The following is a 16,195-nucleotide window of genomic DNA, read 5'->3' as shown; positions in this document are numbered from 1 at the left end:
ATATTCATAATGTTTTTCATTAAGTATAATGGAATTAACAAAAAATAACAGCCTATTTTAGGGAGTGGTACAGTTGGAAAATGACAAAAACATAAAGGATTCTTGGAATGCACATTTGTATGATTATAAACATTCATTTGTTTCAGCACTTGGCACTCACTTAGTTGAATTGTTAGCGCCTGAAAAAGGAGAAAAAATACTCGACCTTGGTTGTGGAACAGGAGATTTGGCAAAGCAATTATATGATCGCGGGATTGAGGTTGTAGGTGTAGATAAATCTGAAAATATGGTTAGATTAGCAAGAAATAAATATCCAGATCTTCATTTTGATGTTGGAGATGCCACTGATTTAAACTATACGAACGAATTTGATGCGGTATTTTCTAACGCTACACTTCATTGGATAAAGCCGCAAGGAAAAGCATTGCATTGTATTTATAAGGCACTAAATCGAGGCGGAAGATTTGTCGCTGAATTTGGCGGGAAAGGAAATGTTCAATTCATAACAGATGAGATGATTAATCAATTGAAACATGAAGGGTACGAAAAAAACATTGAAAAGTTCCCATGGTTTTTTCCAAGTATCGGAGAGTATTCATCTTTAATGGAAGAGACGGGCTTTAGAGTCACTTTTGCTCAACATTTTGATAGACCGACCCCACTCGAAGGAGATAATGGACTCCAGAACTGGATAAACATGTTTGCCAACGCTATGTTCGAAGGAATTTCAGAAAGCAAAAAAGACATGATCATCAAAAATGTTGAGAATAATTTGAGAGAAATTTTATTTCATGATGATAAATGGATAGCTGATTATAAAAGGATCCGTGTCATTGGGATAAAAGAATAACAGAAGGGCCAATTTTGACCCTTCTGTTTATATTCACAAGAAGATGATATTTTCATTTACCATCCAATCGAGCTAAACGTTCTTTTATTCTTCTCTTTCGATAAAGCATAATCCCAGCTTCTGATAACTCGTTAATTGAGGAGCGATTTACAAAGGCGCCGAAAATCAGTCCTGCAATGGGAACCATTTGAAAAACCTTTTTCCAACCGACATGATCTCGGTATTTCATAATTACTTCTCGCCAGCCCAGGAGTTCTGAAACCGAGTTTCTTTTTTTCTCTTCATCAGAAGAATCAATGAGGGATAATTGCTTTAATATCGCTTGTTTTCCGACAATATCAGAAGAAACAAACTGTAGGACTTTGACAATAAACACTCTTTCCTTTTTATCGTTTGGATCATAACCGTAACAAATGGCTATATCCTGAAGAGTTTTTAATTGTAGGCCTAGAAGCAATGGAATATCAATGGATATCGTGAAAATTCCTCCGATCCCTGTGCTTGCCCCTTGGAACGTTGCCAGCCGTTTTCGGTTTTTTTTGAGATTCCTAACAGCATGATCCATTTCATTAACAGAAATCAAATCCAAGTCCTGCAATGTATGGACTTCTTTTTGGGGATAATACGATTTTAGCGAAGAAACAGAGCTTAAATACCTTCCCCCTGATTGAATATATTGACCGAGCTCGTCTAAAATAGTTCCAATTTTCCTTTGTAAAAATGCTGGTGTCAGTTTGTCGAGAAGTTTGAATGGAAGACGGCCAAGTTTTTCCCAAAACCATAACGAGCTTTGGTCTTTTTCCCAATCCTCACTTTTTTTCAATTCAACAAGTAGCTGGTCCTGTGTTTCAATCATTAAGTATGTATCCTCCCTTCATATTGTTTTGACTAATTAAAATACGATCTTGGTCTTTACTTTCCACTCCTTCGTCAAAAGTAAGCTTCGTTTTAAAATGGTAAGATATTTCTTCTGACGAATCCTGAATAGTTGCTGGAAGCTTGAAAGCAAATGGTATTTCATATAATTCAACTGATTGGATACGCTTTGATGTCAATATGGTTCGTAAATCAATTATTTTTTCAATATCCTTACGCTGATCTTTCATAATCAATTCACAATCAATTCGTTTTAATTGTTGATCAATTGTACCACCTTTGATGGAGAAATATCCGCTAACATGCTCCCCAGCCTTATACATATGCTTTGGCAGAATAAGATCTATTTGCGCTGAACCTATCCCTATAAGGGACATATACTTCCTTAATAGCAATACATACCCTCCTGATCACTTATTTAAGTTTGTGTATTTTTCATCTACACGTTGTTCTATTTTTTCAATTAATGCCTTGTCTTTAAGAAGTTCTTCCTTATTCTTGCTAATTAACTCAGATAAAGATACTTTGGCTTTTCTCATAACGTCATCCTTCTTTCATCTTTTTGTTTGGATCGTTGTAATTCATCAGTCACCATATCGCTAAAAACCAACAAAAAAACCTTTACCATTATTCGGTAAAGGTTTTTTATGCAAATAGAGACCTTTACCAGTTGGTAAAGGTCTCGCTAACAACGATCAGTTGCCAACAAAGCCGAGAGTCGCAACTCCGTAATGACGACTTTGTTATTAAAGCTACTCCCCTTTAGGAGAATTATTCAAATTTATATATTAATCATAAAATAAACACTAATCAGTTGTCAATCATGTATGCTCAATAGATTTTATTTCCATTTTCTTAATGATAACAATATTCGTATTCACTTTTTCACTTTATAGATATAGAATGTAAGATTCTCATATTTGTCATAAACATCTTTTTGAACAATGTGAAGGCCATTATCCAACGCGAAAGCCTCAAAGTCTTTTGAAGCATGGTACTTTTCAAAATCCATATACATCAAGCTGCCATTTTCATTAATTAAGTTCAGGCATTTTTTAAAAGCTTCTTCATATTTTTGCGTTTCTTTTAAAGTTGAACCAATCATTGTTAACAAATCAAACTGACTTTCCTTTACAGTTGTTTTAAGGATACTTTCACATACTACGAATGATGGATTCGGGTGCCCTTCTCTTAATTGTCTATATTGGAACATTTTACATATATACGGATCAATATCAATACTCGTTAATTGTCCCTTCCCCTTTAATAAATAACCTAAATAGTCATCCCATTCGCCAACACCAATTCCTACATTACAAACCTTCATTCCTTCAAAAATATTGAAATTATTTGAGACATAATCTCTTGTGACAAATTCCAAATATAAACTTCTCGGAGATAAATTCCATTCATTTGCTTCTGGCTCTCTCAAACTTTGATAATACTCAAATAGCATTTGATCATTCATTTTATTTCCTCACACTTTTCAATTATATTTAGATAAACTTTAACTAATATCAACAATCTTTCGGATAACAGACTGAACGTCATCATTATTATTGATTGTAAAAAGATAATCAGCTTCACCTTCTATTGGAGCAATTAACTCACTTTTATGAGATTCAGCTATTTGACGATTAAGTACTTCCTCAAAAGTTGCAGCGCTTCTAAATATAGTTGTACTTCGTTTACTATTTGCCACTCGAGCTTGAAGAACATAATCAGGAATATCAAAATGTACGAGAATGCTAATGAATCCTTTATCACGAAAGTGTCTGAGCAGTTCCAGACGGTCATTTCGAGAGCGATTTGAGTTGCAAAGAATGAGATGAAAACTAGTCTGATTTACAGCATAGTCTACAAAGGTTTACGTTACTGCGTATTTAATCGTATTAGGTCCTTGGCTCGGCAACAGGCTTTTATAAAAGGTATTGATGAATTCAGCATGGTTATCTTGGTCAATGACAATTGAGTTGCCTAACTGCTGTTCTAAAGCTTTAGCAAAAGTAGTCTTACCGCTATGTGTTTTTCCGACTGTTATGATTACTAACCTGTTCATTAATGCATCTCCATTATTAATATTACATTGTTCAGTATTTATAAGTCGTCAAAATTATTTAATAAAGTGAACTCGCCTCACGAGATGTAAATATTTCTGACTCTTCACATTAACCATTTAACAGCCTCATTGAAATTATTGGCGATATAGTCAGGCTTTACTTCTCCCCAGCGCCCATAAAACTCATTGTTAATGTATTTGTCATACGTTTCTTTCCCACTACCTGTTTTCACTAAAATCTTCTTACATCCAGCCTCATCGGCGGCTAGCAAATCTGTCCATCTATCCCCAACTACTACACAACTCTCTAAATCCAAGTGATTATCATTAGCAGCCTTTTTTAGCATTTCAGAAGAAGGCTTTCTACAGCAGCAACCTTCATAATGTTGATGGGGGCAGAGATAAATTTTATCAAAACCAAAGTCCATGAACTCTTTTTTAAAACTATCAAGTGTTACTTCTCCCTTAGAAATCCCAGGCTGATTGGTAAATGAGCAAATAAGAACACCGGATTTTTTCAATAGTTGTATAGACTTTGCAACACCTGGGAACAGATCAAACTCCCCAGGATAGATTACTTTATCACTTCCTCCGATCGTTCCATCTCTATCTATGAATATTGCTTGTATGCCAAAAAACCTCATTACATTACCTACCTTCACTTAAGGGGCTGGATGTGGATTGGACCATTTCATTTTAGTGCTTCATCCATATAAGAAATAACGTAAATCTATAATTTCTATGTAGTTTAAATTACAAAGTGATTATATGATTCGACACAATTATCTTTTACAACGTCCTTTTCAGCTTCATTTCAAATTCAGGCTTCGTTACGTATTCCGTATAATTTATATTCCCCTTATAATCTAAATAAGCTTGATAACGCATACGGATCGCTAGAGCTGTAATCATGTCTAGAACTTCATTCTTCGCTACCCAGCGACTATCTGTTGTTTCATCCGAAATACCTAATTCTCCACCGACAGGCTTGCAAACATAATCAAACATAACTTTGGTTGGAACATCTGTTACACCATCGTACCATTTATGAATTCTTGTATTGGAATGCACTCCAATCAAGTAAGAAACAGCTGTATCGATTCCGCTTTCTTCTTTTATTTCTCGGATCAATGCATCAATTAAATTTTCTCCAATTTCTACTTGTCCTCCAGGATATACCCATCCTCCATCACGTGTCTTAACTAAAAGAATATTTCCTTCTTCATCTTCAACAATTCCACCGACTGCTACTATATGTGTTGGCATTTTCATTCTAATTACCTCCGAACGCGTGTGATCATTACTCATTAAAAAATCAATAAAAAATGAAAGTCAAAATGATAAAGAGCCCAATCAAAAACCAAATACGTTTTTTATAATATTAAAAAGGAGTTCGATTACAAATGATCCTCGCTCTTTATTTTATTTTCGGGATTGTGATCAGTACATCGATTTATTTGGTCGCTGATTTCCGACCTATGTTTCTTTTTCTTATATTGTTTATTGCTTGGCTGCCTTTAATATGTGTTGGGATGACGATAGCACCTTTTATAGATATAGAAAGTATTTCCAATAAGCTAAACACGTGAGAGTACAGGACCATGACACAAATCCAAAAACTGCTACAATCGTATTTTCCGTCCAACCGTATTTTAAAGAAAAATGGTAATGAATCGGTGTCATTCTGAAAATTCTTTTCCTCGTAAGCTTAAACGACGATACTTGTAATATGACCGACAGCTGTTCTGCGAAATATATAAAAAATAATATAGGTATTAAAATTTCAACTTTCTCAAGAATAGCAAGAAACGAAAGTGATCCGCCTATAGCCAATGATCCAGTATCACCCATGAAAGCTTTCGCTGGATATATATTATAAATGAGAAATCCAAGCAAACATCCGATCATGATTAAACTAAAAAGTTGTACCTCTGCCCTTTCTGAAATCATAAAAAAGAAAAAATAGGTGGGAATGGCTACAACTCCTAAGAGGCCATCCAATCCATCCGTAAAATTAATGGCATTTGCCGAACCAACGACAAATAAAGTGATGACCATAACATAAAAGATAATCGGAAGGTCCACGGAAATGTTTTTGTATATATGAATGTTAGTGTCTATTCCAAGTTTGTTGACTACGTAAAATAGTAAAATCCCAGTAAAAGAAAATTGAAAAATAAGTTTTGTCTTGCCAGATACTCCTCCTGGGTCTTGGCGGGAAGCTTTCCAAAAATCATCTAAAAAACCGACAAAACTAAATAAAATGTATGTAATTGATAAGAAAAACATTAATGGCGTAGGGGAATACAAAGTTGCCACGATGATTCCAACAAAAAGAATGATTCCAAACATCAATGGTGTGCCTTTTTTTAACTGATGGTCCGAAGGCAATTCTTTACGTATAGGTTGAATAAGTCCAAAGTTTCGTAAAACAATAATTAATAATGGGGATAATGCTGCGACAATTACGAACGAAACAATTGCCGGGATTATTTGATCACTCACTATTCAGTTACTCCTTTTCTATTAAACTTATTCGTCGTTTTTTTTCGATAAGATCGAATGCTTTGTAAACAGATTATTTATCCAAGTTGTCTCGGGACAATTTAAAAAGAGCACAATTCTATTTATATTCAACATTTTTAAGGATTGTTACTTATGTATTTACAATTTGGGCTTTAGACATTTCACTAGTAGATATGTATTGTGTAAAGGTTTAGTTCATGTTATTTATCCAATTATAGGTCTTTCTTTTTCTGATAAGACATCATTAAAAAATATCATATGGTCTGGAAACAGATCAGAAGGTAATTCATTAATCGGAAAAAACATAATCTTTAACGATTCCTCATTTTGCTTTAATAACTCACCAGAAAAATCATTACATGAGAACATAACTTGAACCATTGAAACTTGGTCACCATTAGAAAAGGTTTTATCGAATTCCGGACCAGAGTAAATACCAAATAACTCAAGCTTCCCGAGATGTAAACCTGTTTCCTCAAGCACTTCTCTTCTTGCTGTATCTTGAACAGTTTCCCCTAATTCCATAAATCCTCCAGGAAGACCCCATTTCTCGTTATCAGAGCGTTGCTGCAGCAATATATGATTTTTTTCATTAAAAATAAAAGCTCCTGCAACAACCATAATTACTTTCTCTTTACCTACCATTGACCTTAAGAATTTAACGTAATCCATACTATCTCCTTTTATGTTAAGCATTTCTTCATTACTCTGTATGCAGAAAGGAACAATTATATTTCCAATCTCCCTAGCATCCTATTAAATAATCCTTTGACATAGATCGGCTAAAAGCATTTTTATAAATCTTTTTCCTTTATAGAGCCGCTATATAGAAGACTTTTCTATTTCAAAGGTTTCCCAAAGACTATATGCCAATGGAGGTGTTTAGATTCTTGATATTTGCCTAGGTTTGTGATTACTCTACAAGCCCCGTTTTCTTCTGTTACCTTTGTCGCCACTTTTTTAATTACCTCCATTAATTCAATCAATAGTTCATTATCTGTTTCCTCTAATGTGATCAAGGAAGGGATGTGTTTCTTAGGTATAGCGACAATATGCACGGGATAGAAAGGCTTTGTATGATGATAGGCTAATACATTTTCCGTCTCCAGAACCTTATTCACCTCTGTCTTTCCACTTAATACTTCATCACAATAAAAGTCTTCAGTCATCATTTGTCCTCCTTATTTTCTCTGGACTCTATAACTTATTCTATTCTCTCCTTACACTATCCTGCCTATTTTAAAACCATAAGGGAACCCAATTAAAGGGACAAGGTTTGAACCTTGCCCACTTTCATTTAATTATTTTTAACATTGAATTAGCATTTGCTTGAAATTCATATAGTACATTAATTTCTTCTACATCATATCCATTATCGATAAGAAATCTTACTACTTTATCTAAATGCTCATAGCGTTTTCCTTCCAAATCTACTAATGGAAAAATACGGATTTCCTCTTTTGTTACTCTCAATAATTCTTTAAGAGTTTCTATATGAAATTCATAATCTAAACGGTCAGCATACATAAACAAAAAGTGAGCGGAAAGAAGAAGATTAAATTCTTCATCCTTAAACGGTAGCGAAGGTAAAGTAACAGCTACATATCGTTCACTTGCTTCCTCCATATCCTTCGTACAATGTTCTAAAGCATTCAGACGATGCTTCCTTAGATCTTCTACATCTTTGAAAACATCCCAAATATAATTACCCTTCGCTTTTTCTATATGCTCCATCGCATGTTCAATGTCTTTAAGACCTTTACTTTTCAGGTCATCACTAGAATGATAATAAGCAATATCACAAGCTGATATGTCTAATCCCAATTTATTGCCAACTGCCGTAAAAGAACATGCACCTGCTGGACAATCGAGTATTCTTTTACCCTTCAATGATTCTACTGATAAAGAAAACATTTTTAAATACTCTTCAAAAGTCCTTCCAATGAAAACAATTCTCTCAATATCTAACTTTGTACTCTGTTCAACTCTACTCAACTAAACTCACCCTTTTCTTTAACCCTATACCAGTATTGATAAATTTCCGAAAAACCAATTTTCGAATACAATCTTAAGGCGGGTTTGTTATTTAAAAGAACTGCAAGGTAACTATACTTTGCACCATTTTCTTTTCCCCATTTTAATAAATTTAATATTAACTGTTCGCCATATCCGTGATTCCTGTAGTTCATATGTGTCACAATATCGTAGAGGCCAATATATTCCCTTTCAATAACGCCAAGACCACAGGCTACAACCTGATCCTCATGGTATAAGGAGATAATACATTTCCTAGTTGAAATATTAGATAGCATTTGAATCATCGTATTCTTATTTTTCTCCTCAATATGATTCAGTCTGCAAAAGTCCTCTATCCAATTAAGATCAATATTTTCATCTAGTTTTACGGAATTTAAGATTGGCTCCTTGATCTCATTTAAATCCACTGTTTGAACACTTGTGTAATCAATCAAAAAATAACCTTGTTCTTGTAAAATACCATCTAGATTCGCGGGATTAACAAAGGGAGTGATTTTAAAGGTAGGCCGCAAATCATTCCTCGCATAGATGTTCTCACATTCTTTAATTTTTCGGTTCAAATCTAAAGTTGAGGAATAAATGGGATTGATTGAATTGGCACGTTTCGTATAACCTTTTGCAAACCTTAATATCCATCCGTCATAAAGCAATGTTGATAATGGCTGCCAATGATTTAGGGATAGTTCTTCGATCATTTTTTTGTTCGTTAACAAGTCCATAGTTTCCAACTCCAAGTATTCTAAATATGAATTAGCGTAAGAAAAGTGGTTTTACTTATGTAATAAGTGCAGGTGTTTTTTAATATTCTTTCAATGTGTGCTCTTCAATTAATTCTATATTTCTTTTGGTTTGTAAGTAGTCTATTATGTGGTTTTCGATATTTGGATATAATTTAATATTTTTTAATTCTGATAGTGGAATCCATTTTACATTTATTTGATTTTCATCAGGATTTTTAGGCATTTTCGGAGTGGAGCCATCTTTCACTTCACATTCAAATATTAGGCTCAACGAGTGAGTATATCCGTATTTGTGAGAGTTTAGATGCGGAGCATATTCATACACAAACGCTAATGGACCGACCTCCACATCTACTGATGCTTCCTCCATCGCTTCTCTTCGCACAGCTTCAATAATGGATTCGTTTGGCTCGACTCCTCCTGCTGGCAAATTATAATGGAGCCCTTTTTCATCATAGAATTCCACCAAAAGAATATTATTATTTTCAATAATTAATGCACATGCTCTAACCCTCATGTGATAATTCATTGGACCACATCCTTAAGATTTTCCTATTGCCTCGTCCCATATTAGTTCCATATTTGCGATAATAAACAAGTAAGCATATTCTATCCATTCTCCCTTATCCATGAACGCAATTTTTCACCATAAAAAGGACGTTCATTTGGATCTGATTGCTGACCTTTTGTCATGTAGAGGTTATCATTTTCATATCTTGGATAAACGTGAAGGTGATAATGCCACACATCTTGATTCCCTGCTGGTTCATTATGTTGTCGTGTTGAAATTTCATCACACTTATATGTATCTTTCATCGCAAAGGCTACTAATTGAGCAGCTTTATGAATTTCAGCTGCATATTCCGCAGGAAGCTCATAGATGTTCTCAAAATGTTGGTTGGGGATAACTAACACATGTCCCTTGTTGTTTGGCCACCATTTACTCGCTATGAAGGCGGTTGCGTATTCATTATGAAAAATAATATCTCTTTGTTTTGTACCTTGATTCGGTCTTTCAATACCTGAAACAATTCGACAAAATGGACATTCATACCCCTCTGGCTTATGTGAATATATTTTCATTTATCAAATCAACTCCCCTGTTATTTTTCCCAATCAGACACCAGGGTCCAATGAATATGTGGCTGCGATTCCTCTCCGTACATAGCACCTACAAACACCTCGTCGGTTTTTTTGTTGTTAAAAAAGTGTTCTAACATCAAACGGTTGCTATCTGTCATCTTACAACTAAAGATTTGGTCGCAAGGAATCCAGTGTAATGTCCCCTCATCCGAAGTGCTTATTTGCTTTGTATTTGCATTTCCAAAGTAAATAAATTGTTGGCGCAATTCACTTTTGCTTTGTCTTAATACGATATATTTCAAGCTTATTGAGTCTAAATTATTTAAGAGCAACCCTGTCTCCTCTTCTATTTCCCTCAAACATGCAGACATTAAATCTCCGTGCTCGTTTGACTCTACATGTCCCCCAATACCAGACCACACACCTGGAATAAAGCTTTTTTGTGAAGATCGTTCCATTAGAAGTACTGAGTCTCCGCAAAATAAATAAGCTGTCGTCATCACACGTAATGAGTTCAAGATAAATCCCCCTTTGTATCAGCAGCTTCTAGCAATAAAACGAATACTAAATCATAAGAAAAACCTTGCAATCTATCATATATTTTTGATTAATACTTATTCATTTTTTCTATTAAGCAACATATCTTTATGGGGCTTGGAAAGCTTTATCAAATCAAAGTCATTATTATCTATCAACTTCAATAATCTATTTGCCTCTTTCCACGCAATCTTGTATTGAGATTCGTCAATCATTCCTTTCGACAATGCCTCATCTAGTTCATCGGCATCTTTTTCAATAACTTCCCCTGTTGGCAATATAATAATATCTAGAAATAAATCGTCCATCCATGGGACATTATTTTCAAGCCCACATTCTAAGCAAATATCAACATACCATTGAACGACTTTCCCTTCTGAATCAAACATCGTCGTTAAAGAATAGTGTTCTTCCGCAGGAAAGTGCTGAAGCCAAATGTACCCGTCGTCCACGATACAAACCGTTTTTTCAACGTATTTAACAAATAATGGCTCTCTAACCTTATGAACTTTCAAAAGGGTAACATACCCTTTAAACTCCTTTGTATCAAGAAAGGTTTGACTATATTGCCTTTTAAGCACTCGTTTCCATTCCGAACGATCACCATATTTCCGTTTAAGCAATTTTCTCCCCCCCCCCATATATGTCAGTACTCATTTAACTTTCTTTACAACATATGTGATCGCATTCGTTGTTAAAAGAATTGAACGCTGGCCGCGCATTATTGTATATTCCAATGGTTTCACAAGAGCTTTTATTGCTTCCCAACCTATATATACTTTATTTAATTTTTTCATCATGTCTTCAGTCGATATGTTTATTTCCATTAGAGCATCTAAACGGTCATTCGTTTCCAAGTCAAGTTCCTGTATTTCTGAATTTACGATAATACAATTTATCCCATTATTCTTTGTTCCTTCTGCCATTTGAGAAAGAACTTTTTCGAAAACAGCTTCAGATTCAACATGTTCCAAACTTGAAACAGCCACAATTAAATCCAGACTGTTGGGCGGGATTACATAGTTCCCTATATCCGCTTGTACGCTTTGAATTATATCCTGAACACCATATTCTTCACTATATTGATTTAATTTTTTCAAAGCACTTTCTAACAAATCGACGCAAACAATCTTGCACTCTCTATCTTTTAGCAACTTGGCGATAGCAATGCTATTTCTTCCAACTCCCGCTCCTAAATCCAGAACATTAAGCTTGTTTCTTTCTCCCAATAAAGGAATTGTTTCCATGACTGTCTGAACAGGTTTGTGCAACCACGATCCTTCCTCAAATAATTTATAATTATCGTAGCAATAGTCATGATATTCTTTTTCTTCTTTTCGTATATGATCAATTCTGTTCAAGACAAAACCCCTCTTTTTTGATATCTTGCAATTATTCATAAAACATTAATACCCTGTTTCTATATTTCGGTTGATGCGACGAAAATACCTTCCTTGCCCAAAACAAAACAGCCTATACAAACGAGTATGCTGCTACTCTTTCATATAGGCTGTTTAACTTATTATTTAAAACTTTTTATATTTCGTCAGATGGTTTATTTGATTATAGTCACTAATTAACCATTTCTCATCCTGAAAATTAATATTGCTTATACAAGCATTGATTAACCTCGTTTTACCCGATCCAATTTCTCCGTCCGATAAGATCGATAAAATGGCGTTTATGACACCTCCATGTGCGACAAGAAGAACTTTTTTATTGCCATACTTTCGGTTGATCTTTTCTATGCCTTCTATTACCCGCTCGTTCAGTGCAGATCTGTCTTCTTGATTTGGAACATTCTTATTCGGATAAATCGATTCAATCTCCTTCCGCGTCAATCCTTCCGCATCCCCAAAGGAGCGCTCAACAAATTCTTCCATTTCAACTAGTTCAACTTGCAAACCTTCATTAATTATTTCAGCAGTACGCTTTGCGCGCTGCAAGGGACTCGTAATAATGGCATCCCAAGAATCGCTTTTTAAAAAGTCCCTACATTCCTCAGCCTGCTGGATGCCAGTAGAGTTTAAAGGAATATCAGTTCTTCCTTGAAGTTTCCCTAATGCGTTCCAATCTGTTTCTCCATGGCGAATTAAACAAATGGTCGTTATGTTAAACTTCCCCTTTCACTTTTCTTTTTTGTAAAAACGCGCGAATCATGAAAAAGCTCACTTCGTCCGGAAGCAATTCTTTAATAGGAGTTAGCCTTGTAGAATCGGCTTCTTCCACGGCATTTTCAATTAGTTCTTCAAATTGATTAGGAATAAATTGATCCCAATCCACGGAATGACCTTCTTCATCACATTTAATTATATGGGATTCTACCGTTCTTTCAGAAAGGTCCCGTTCCTTAGCGATCTCCTCAATCCCCATTCCTTCCTGCAGCAGTTGAAATGTTGCAAGATGACTAGATTCTTTCGTACTCTTGGAAACAGGTTTTCTTTCCACTCTCACTGTGACAATTGGTTTTCGTTTAACATCCTTTTCCTCACAATAGTTGTTTATGACTGTCAGGAAATCGGCACCATATGCTTCGAGCTTTCTTTCCCCTATTCCTTTTATTTCTAGTAGCTCGTCTTCATTCTGCGGCAACGCGGCGCTCATTTCTCTTAACGTCGCATCAGAGAAAATAACGTATGGAGGCACTTTTTCTTTTTCAGCAAACTCTCTTCTCAATTCCCTTAAAAGTTCGAAAAGGTCATTGTCTGCTACAATTTTAGCAATTCGTACATTTTCTTTACGTAGAACAGGTTCTTTTCCACGCAACACATTCCCTGCACTTTCCGTCAACATTAATACAGGGTATTGACCATCTGTTGGCTGCAAATAGCCTTCAGCTGTTAAAAAATCAATAAATTCGCTGACCTCTTTTTGAGATCTTTCCTTCATAATTCCGAATGTGGTCAACTGATCAAACCGGAAACTTTTGATTTTTTTATCTGTGGACCCTGTAAGTACTTTAGCGATCATCGTTTTTCCGAAGCGCTCATTCATTCTCCTTATGCAAGATAGTACTTTTTGTGCATCGACAGTGACTTCGACTTGTTCGCGAGAATCGGTACAATTCCCACATTTCCCGCATTCAGGAGGATTTTCTTCCCCAAAATAATGCAAAATATATTGCTGTAAGCAAGATTCCGTGTGTCCGTACGCAACCATTTTTCTAAGCTTTGCGTATTCGTGTTCTTTCCGACCTTCGTCCATCTCAGATTGTTCAATTAAAAAGGATTGGATTTGTGCATCTTGAGGTGCAAATAACAAAATGCAGGCACTTTCTTCTCCATCCCTTCCTGCTCTTCCAGCTTCCTGATAATAGGATTCCATATTACGCGGGATTTGATAATGAATAACGAATCGCACATTCGATTTATTTATTCCCATCCCAAAAGCATTAGTCGCTACCATTATTGTAATATCATCAAATAAAAATCGTTCCTGCTGATTATTGCGTTCTGCCTCTGACATTCCAGCATGATACTTTCCAGCAGCCAATCCTTTTCTTTCTAGTAAAAGATGAATACGATCCACTTCTTTTCTAGTGGCTGCATAGATGATTCCCGCTTGGCTACTATTTTTTTCTATATAATTGAGTAAAAAACGATCCCTGTCCTCACCTTTGACAACTTGGAAATGCAAATTTTCTCGTCCAAATCCTGTCATGACGGTATTTTCATCTTTTATATGAAGCAAATCGCAAATATCGTTTTGTACTTGTGGTGTTGCTGTAGCAGTAAGTGCCAATATAACTGGTTTAGGTTGAATTTGATTGATTAAATTTTTGATTTGCATATAACTCGGGCGAAAATCATGCCCCCATTGGGAAATACAATGTGCCTCATCGATGGCTAGGAAGGATATATGAATTTCTTTCAGAAGTCGTAAAAAAGAAGGTACTTCCAATCGTTCCGGGGCTATGTAGACAAGCTTATAATTTCCGTTATAAATCCCATTAAGCCGCTCACTAATTTCATCGCCAGGAAGAGTGCTATTAATATATGTTGAAGGTATTCCTGTTTTTTCCAATGCATCCACTTGATCTTTCATTAAAGAAATAAGTGGCGAAATCACAATCGTTATTCCTGGAAATAGCATCGCCGGAATTTGATAACAAAGTGATTTTCCACCCCCCGTTGGCATTATGGCAAGGGTATCCTTTCCTTCCGTTACTTTTTGTATAATATCTTCCTGGCCTACACGAAAATGATCATATCCAAAATAAGATTGTAGTAATTTTTTTGCTTTATTTAACAAAGAAAGAACCTCCAATTAAGAGATAATTCCATTATAACAAATTCAATAGGTGAATATATCCTCTAACTTTTCGGTATGAACACTTTATATGGATAGAAATATACGTTTATCATTTGATAAAGAAGGTTTTAAAAGATTCATTGATGAATAAAGCGTTTTCATATACTATAAAGACAACTTATCTATGAAATTGGGGGAAGTTTTATGTCCGAAATTAATTTTGAAAAGCTTGAACAATTAAGCGATCTTTGCACTCCATGGTGTATACATACTATTGGCACTCTCCGGATTGCGAATCATATTTCTGCAGGAATCAATCATATTGATGAACTTGCAGAAGTTAGTGGCAGCAATGCCTATGCCCTGCAAAATGTGCTGAGGCATCTTGTCAATAAAGGGGTATTTTTAGAAACAGAGCCTGGTAGATTTGAACTCAATGATGTTTCTATGGGATTGCTCGAACCCGGGTTTAGTCCTAACCTAAATGGTATCTTCGGGAGGATGGCTTATGCGTGGGGCACTCTTCCTACATACGTTAGAACGGGCGATTCGGGATACCATGAACAATTTGGACTTCCATTTTGGGAGGATCTTGCGGCTAACCCAGATATCGGAAAGAGCTTCGATGACCTTATGGGTATAGCCGGGCATGGTGTTCCTGATCCATATTTCCCTATTACAGGTGACTGGAATGCAGTTCAAACCGTTGTCGATGTAGGTGGTGGTACTGGAGCGATGCTTGCTGAAATCCTTCGTGCCAGATCTCACATCCACGGTACTTTAGTTGATCTACCTGGGACGGTTTCCAGGTCAGCTGAAGTTTTTAAAGCTGCAGGTGTAATCGACCGTGTTACAATGGTTGGGCAAAGTTTCTTTGATCCCCTGCCTGCAGGCGCTGATATATACATATTAAAAAAAGTGCTTGGGAATTGGCCAGATCAACAGAAAAAGGAACTCTTACAACGTTGTGCCGAAGCTGCTCGTCCTACTGGCCGAATTGTTATTATGGGCGGCGTAACGCCTGATGAAGAACAGCATCAATTAAGTATCGAAATGGTACTGCTAGGCAGCAAGCCGATTACATTGGCCGAATTCCGAGAAATGGCACGTGAAGTTGGCTTGAAGGTATCCGCTGCCCAGCCGCATGGGGGCTTTTTGGTCGAGTGTCAACTAATTTAGGATGTAATGTGTATGGAATCAGAAGCCATACTCATTTATTATTAAAGGAAAAGAATT

Annotated in this window: 20 protein-coding genes and 1 pseudogene; 2 read left to right on the top strand and 19 right to left on the bottom strand. The window is 35.8% G+C overall.

Features of this window, described 5'->3' with window-relative positions:
• Window positions 1–73: 73 nt before the first annotated feature.
• Window positions 74–850, top strand: coding sequence for a class I SAM-dependent methyltransferase (locus KHA96_RS10785; RefSeq protein ID WP_213129297.1), 777 nt, complete (start codon window positions 74–76; stop codon window positions 848–850).
• 52 nt (window positions 851–902) lie between these two features.
• Here KHA96_RS10785 and KHA96_RS10780 read toward each other — a convergent pair whose 3' ends face one another.
• The 19 genes and pseudogenes from KHA96_RS10780 to recQ form a co-directional block, all read right to left on the bottom strand.
• Window positions 903–1,706 carry an EcsC family protein gene (locus KHA96_RS10780; protein ID WP_213129296.1) on the bottom strand — a complete coding sequence of 268 codons (804 nt, stop codon included), beginning with the start codon at window positions 1,704–1,706 and terminating at the stop codon, window positions 903–905.
• Window positions 1,699–2,121, bottom strand: a complete 423-nt coding sequence (locus KHA96_RS10775) for a sporulation protein (protein ID WP_249315458.1) — start codon at window positions 2,119–2,121, stop codon at window positions 1,699–1,701. Before KHA96_RS10775 ends, KHA96_RS10780 begins: the two co-directional genes overlap by 8 nt.
• Window positions 2,122–2,136: 15 nt before the next feature.
• Window positions 2,137–2,265, bottom strand: coding sequence for an FbpB family small basic protein (locus KHA96_RS10770; protein WP_213129295.1), 129 nt, complete (start codon window positions 2,263–2,265; stop codon window positions 2,137–2,139).
• Between the two features lie 338 nt (window positions 2,266–2,603).
• A complete protein-coding gene (locus tag KHA96_RS10765; protein WP_213129294.1) occupies window positions 2,604–3,194 on the bottom strand; it encodes a class I SAM-dependent methyltransferase in 591 nt (196 codons plus the stop codon).
• Window positions 3,195–3,233: 39 nt separating this feature from the next.
• A pseudogene (locus KHA96_RS10760) lies at window positions 3,234–3,785 on the bottom strand (ATP-binding protein).
• 104 nt (window positions 3,786–3,889) lie between these two features.
• Complete coding sequence (locus KHA96_RS10755; RefSeq protein ID WP_213129293.1) at window positions 3,890–4,429, bottom strand: HAD-IIIA family hydrolase; 540 nt, start codon at window positions 4,427–4,429, stop codon at window positions 3,890–3,892.
• Window positions 4,430–4,574: 145 nt separating this feature from the next.
• Window positions 4,575–5,057: an NUDIX hydrolase gene (locus tag KHA96_RS10750; protein ID WP_213129292.1), complete on the bottom strand. Its 483-nt coding sequence runs from the start codon at window positions 5,055–5,057 to the stop codon at window positions 4,575–4,577.
• A 276-nt stretch (window positions 5,058–5,333) separates the two neighbouring features.
• Window positions 5,334–6,290 (bottom strand): phospho-N-acetylmuramoyl-pentapeptide-transferase, encoded by a 957-nt coding sequence (mraY, locus tag KHA96_RS10745; protein WP_213129291.1) that lies wholly within the window; start codon window positions 6,288–6,290, stop codon window positions 5,334–5,336.
• A 225-nt stretch (window positions 6,291–6,515) separates the two neighbouring features.
• On the bottom strand, window positions 6,516–6,983 hold the full coding sequence (locus KHA96_RS10740; RefSeq protein WP_213129290.1) for an NUDIX hydrolase: 468 nt from the start codon (window positions 6,981–6,983) through the stop codon (window positions 6,516–6,518).
• A 167-nt stretch (window positions 6,984–7,150) separates the two neighbouring features.
• On the bottom strand, window positions 7,151–7,483 hold the full coding sequence (locus KHA96_RS10735; RefSeq protein WP_213129289.1) for an HIT domain-containing protein: 333 nt from the start codon (window positions 7,481–7,483) through the stop codon (window positions 7,151–7,153).
• A gap of 121 nt (window positions 7,484–7,604) precedes the next feature.
• Complete coding sequence (locus tag KHA96_RS10730; RefSeq protein WP_213129288.1) at window positions 7,605–8,306, bottom strand: SAM-dependent methyltransferase; 702 nt, start codon at window positions 8,304–8,306, stop codon at window positions 7,605–7,607.
• Window positions 8,303–9,067, bottom strand: a complete 765-nt coding sequence (locus KHA96_RS10725) for a GNAT family N-acetyltransferase (protein WP_213129287.1) — start codon at window positions 9,065–9,067, stop codon at window positions 8,303–8,305. Before KHA96_RS10725 ends, KHA96_RS10730 begins: the two co-directional genes overlap by 4 nt.
• A 79-nt stretch (window positions 9,068–9,146) precedes the next feature.
• A complete protein-coding gene (locus KHA96_RS10720) occupies window positions 9,147–9,617 on the bottom strand; it encodes an NUDIX domain-containing protein (protein WP_213129286.1) in 471 nt (156 codons plus the stop codon).
• A gap of 80 nt (window positions 9,618–9,697) precedes the next feature.
• Complete coding sequence (locus tag KHA96_RS10715; protein ID WP_213129285.1) at window positions 9,698–10,171, bottom strand: HIT family protein; 474 nt, start codon at window positions 10,169–10,171, stop codon at window positions 9,698–9,700.
• A 20-nt stretch (window positions 10,172–10,191) separates the two neighbouring features.
• Window positions 10,192–10,689, bottom strand: a complete 498-nt coding sequence (locus KHA96_RS10710) for an NUDIX domain-containing protein (RefSeq protein WP_213129284.1) — start codon at window positions 10,687–10,689, stop codon at window positions 10,192–10,194.
• A gap of 96 nt (window positions 10,690–10,785) precedes the next feature.
• Window positions 10,786–11,331 carry a ribonuclease FAU-1 family protein gene (locus KHA96_RS10705; RefSeq protein WP_213129283.1) on the bottom strand — a complete coding sequence of 182 codons (546 nt, stop codon included), beginning with the start codon at window positions 11,329–11,331 and terminating at the stop codon, window positions 10,786–10,788.
• A gap of 30 nt (window positions 11,332–11,361) precedes the next feature.
• Window positions 11,362–12,069: a class I SAM-dependent methyltransferase gene (locus tag KHA96_RS10700; protein WP_213129282.1), complete on the bottom strand. Its 708-nt coding sequence runs from the start codon at window positions 12,067–12,069 to the stop codon at window positions 11,362–11,364.
• 165 nt (window positions 12,070–12,234) lie between these two features.
• Window positions 12,235–12,819 carry a histidine phosphatase family protein gene (locus tag KHA96_RS10695; RefSeq protein WP_213129915.1) on the bottom strand — a complete coding sequence of 195 codons (585 nt, stop codon included), beginning with the start codon at window positions 12,817–12,819 and terminating at the stop codon, window positions 12,235–12,237.
• 1 nt (window position 12,820) lies between these two features.
• Window positions 12,821–14,959: a DNA helicase RecQ gene (gene recQ / locus KHA96_RS10690; protein ID WP_213129281.1), complete on the bottom strand. Its 2,139-nt coding sequence runs from the start codon at window positions 14,957–14,959 to the stop codon at window positions 12,821–12,823.
• Between the two features lie 204 nt (window positions 14,960–15,163).
• Between recQ and KHA96_RS10685 the strand changes: the two genes are divergently transcribed.
• On the top strand, window positions 15,164–16,138 hold the full coding sequence (locus tag KHA96_RS10685) for a methyltransferase (protein WP_213129280.1): 975 nt from the start codon (window positions 15,164–15,166) through the stop codon (window positions 16,136–16,138).
• Window positions 16,139–16,195 lie beyond the last annotated feature (57 nt).

Origin of the sequence: Bacillus sp. FJAT-49711 (genome assembly GCF_018343715.1) — a bacterium.
Lineage (GTDB): Bacteria > Bacillota > Bacilli > Bacillales > Bacillaceae_C > Lederbergia.
The sequence above is the reverse complement of the archived record's forward strand: the minus strand, read 5'-3'. Positions and strand labels throughout refer to the sequence as shown.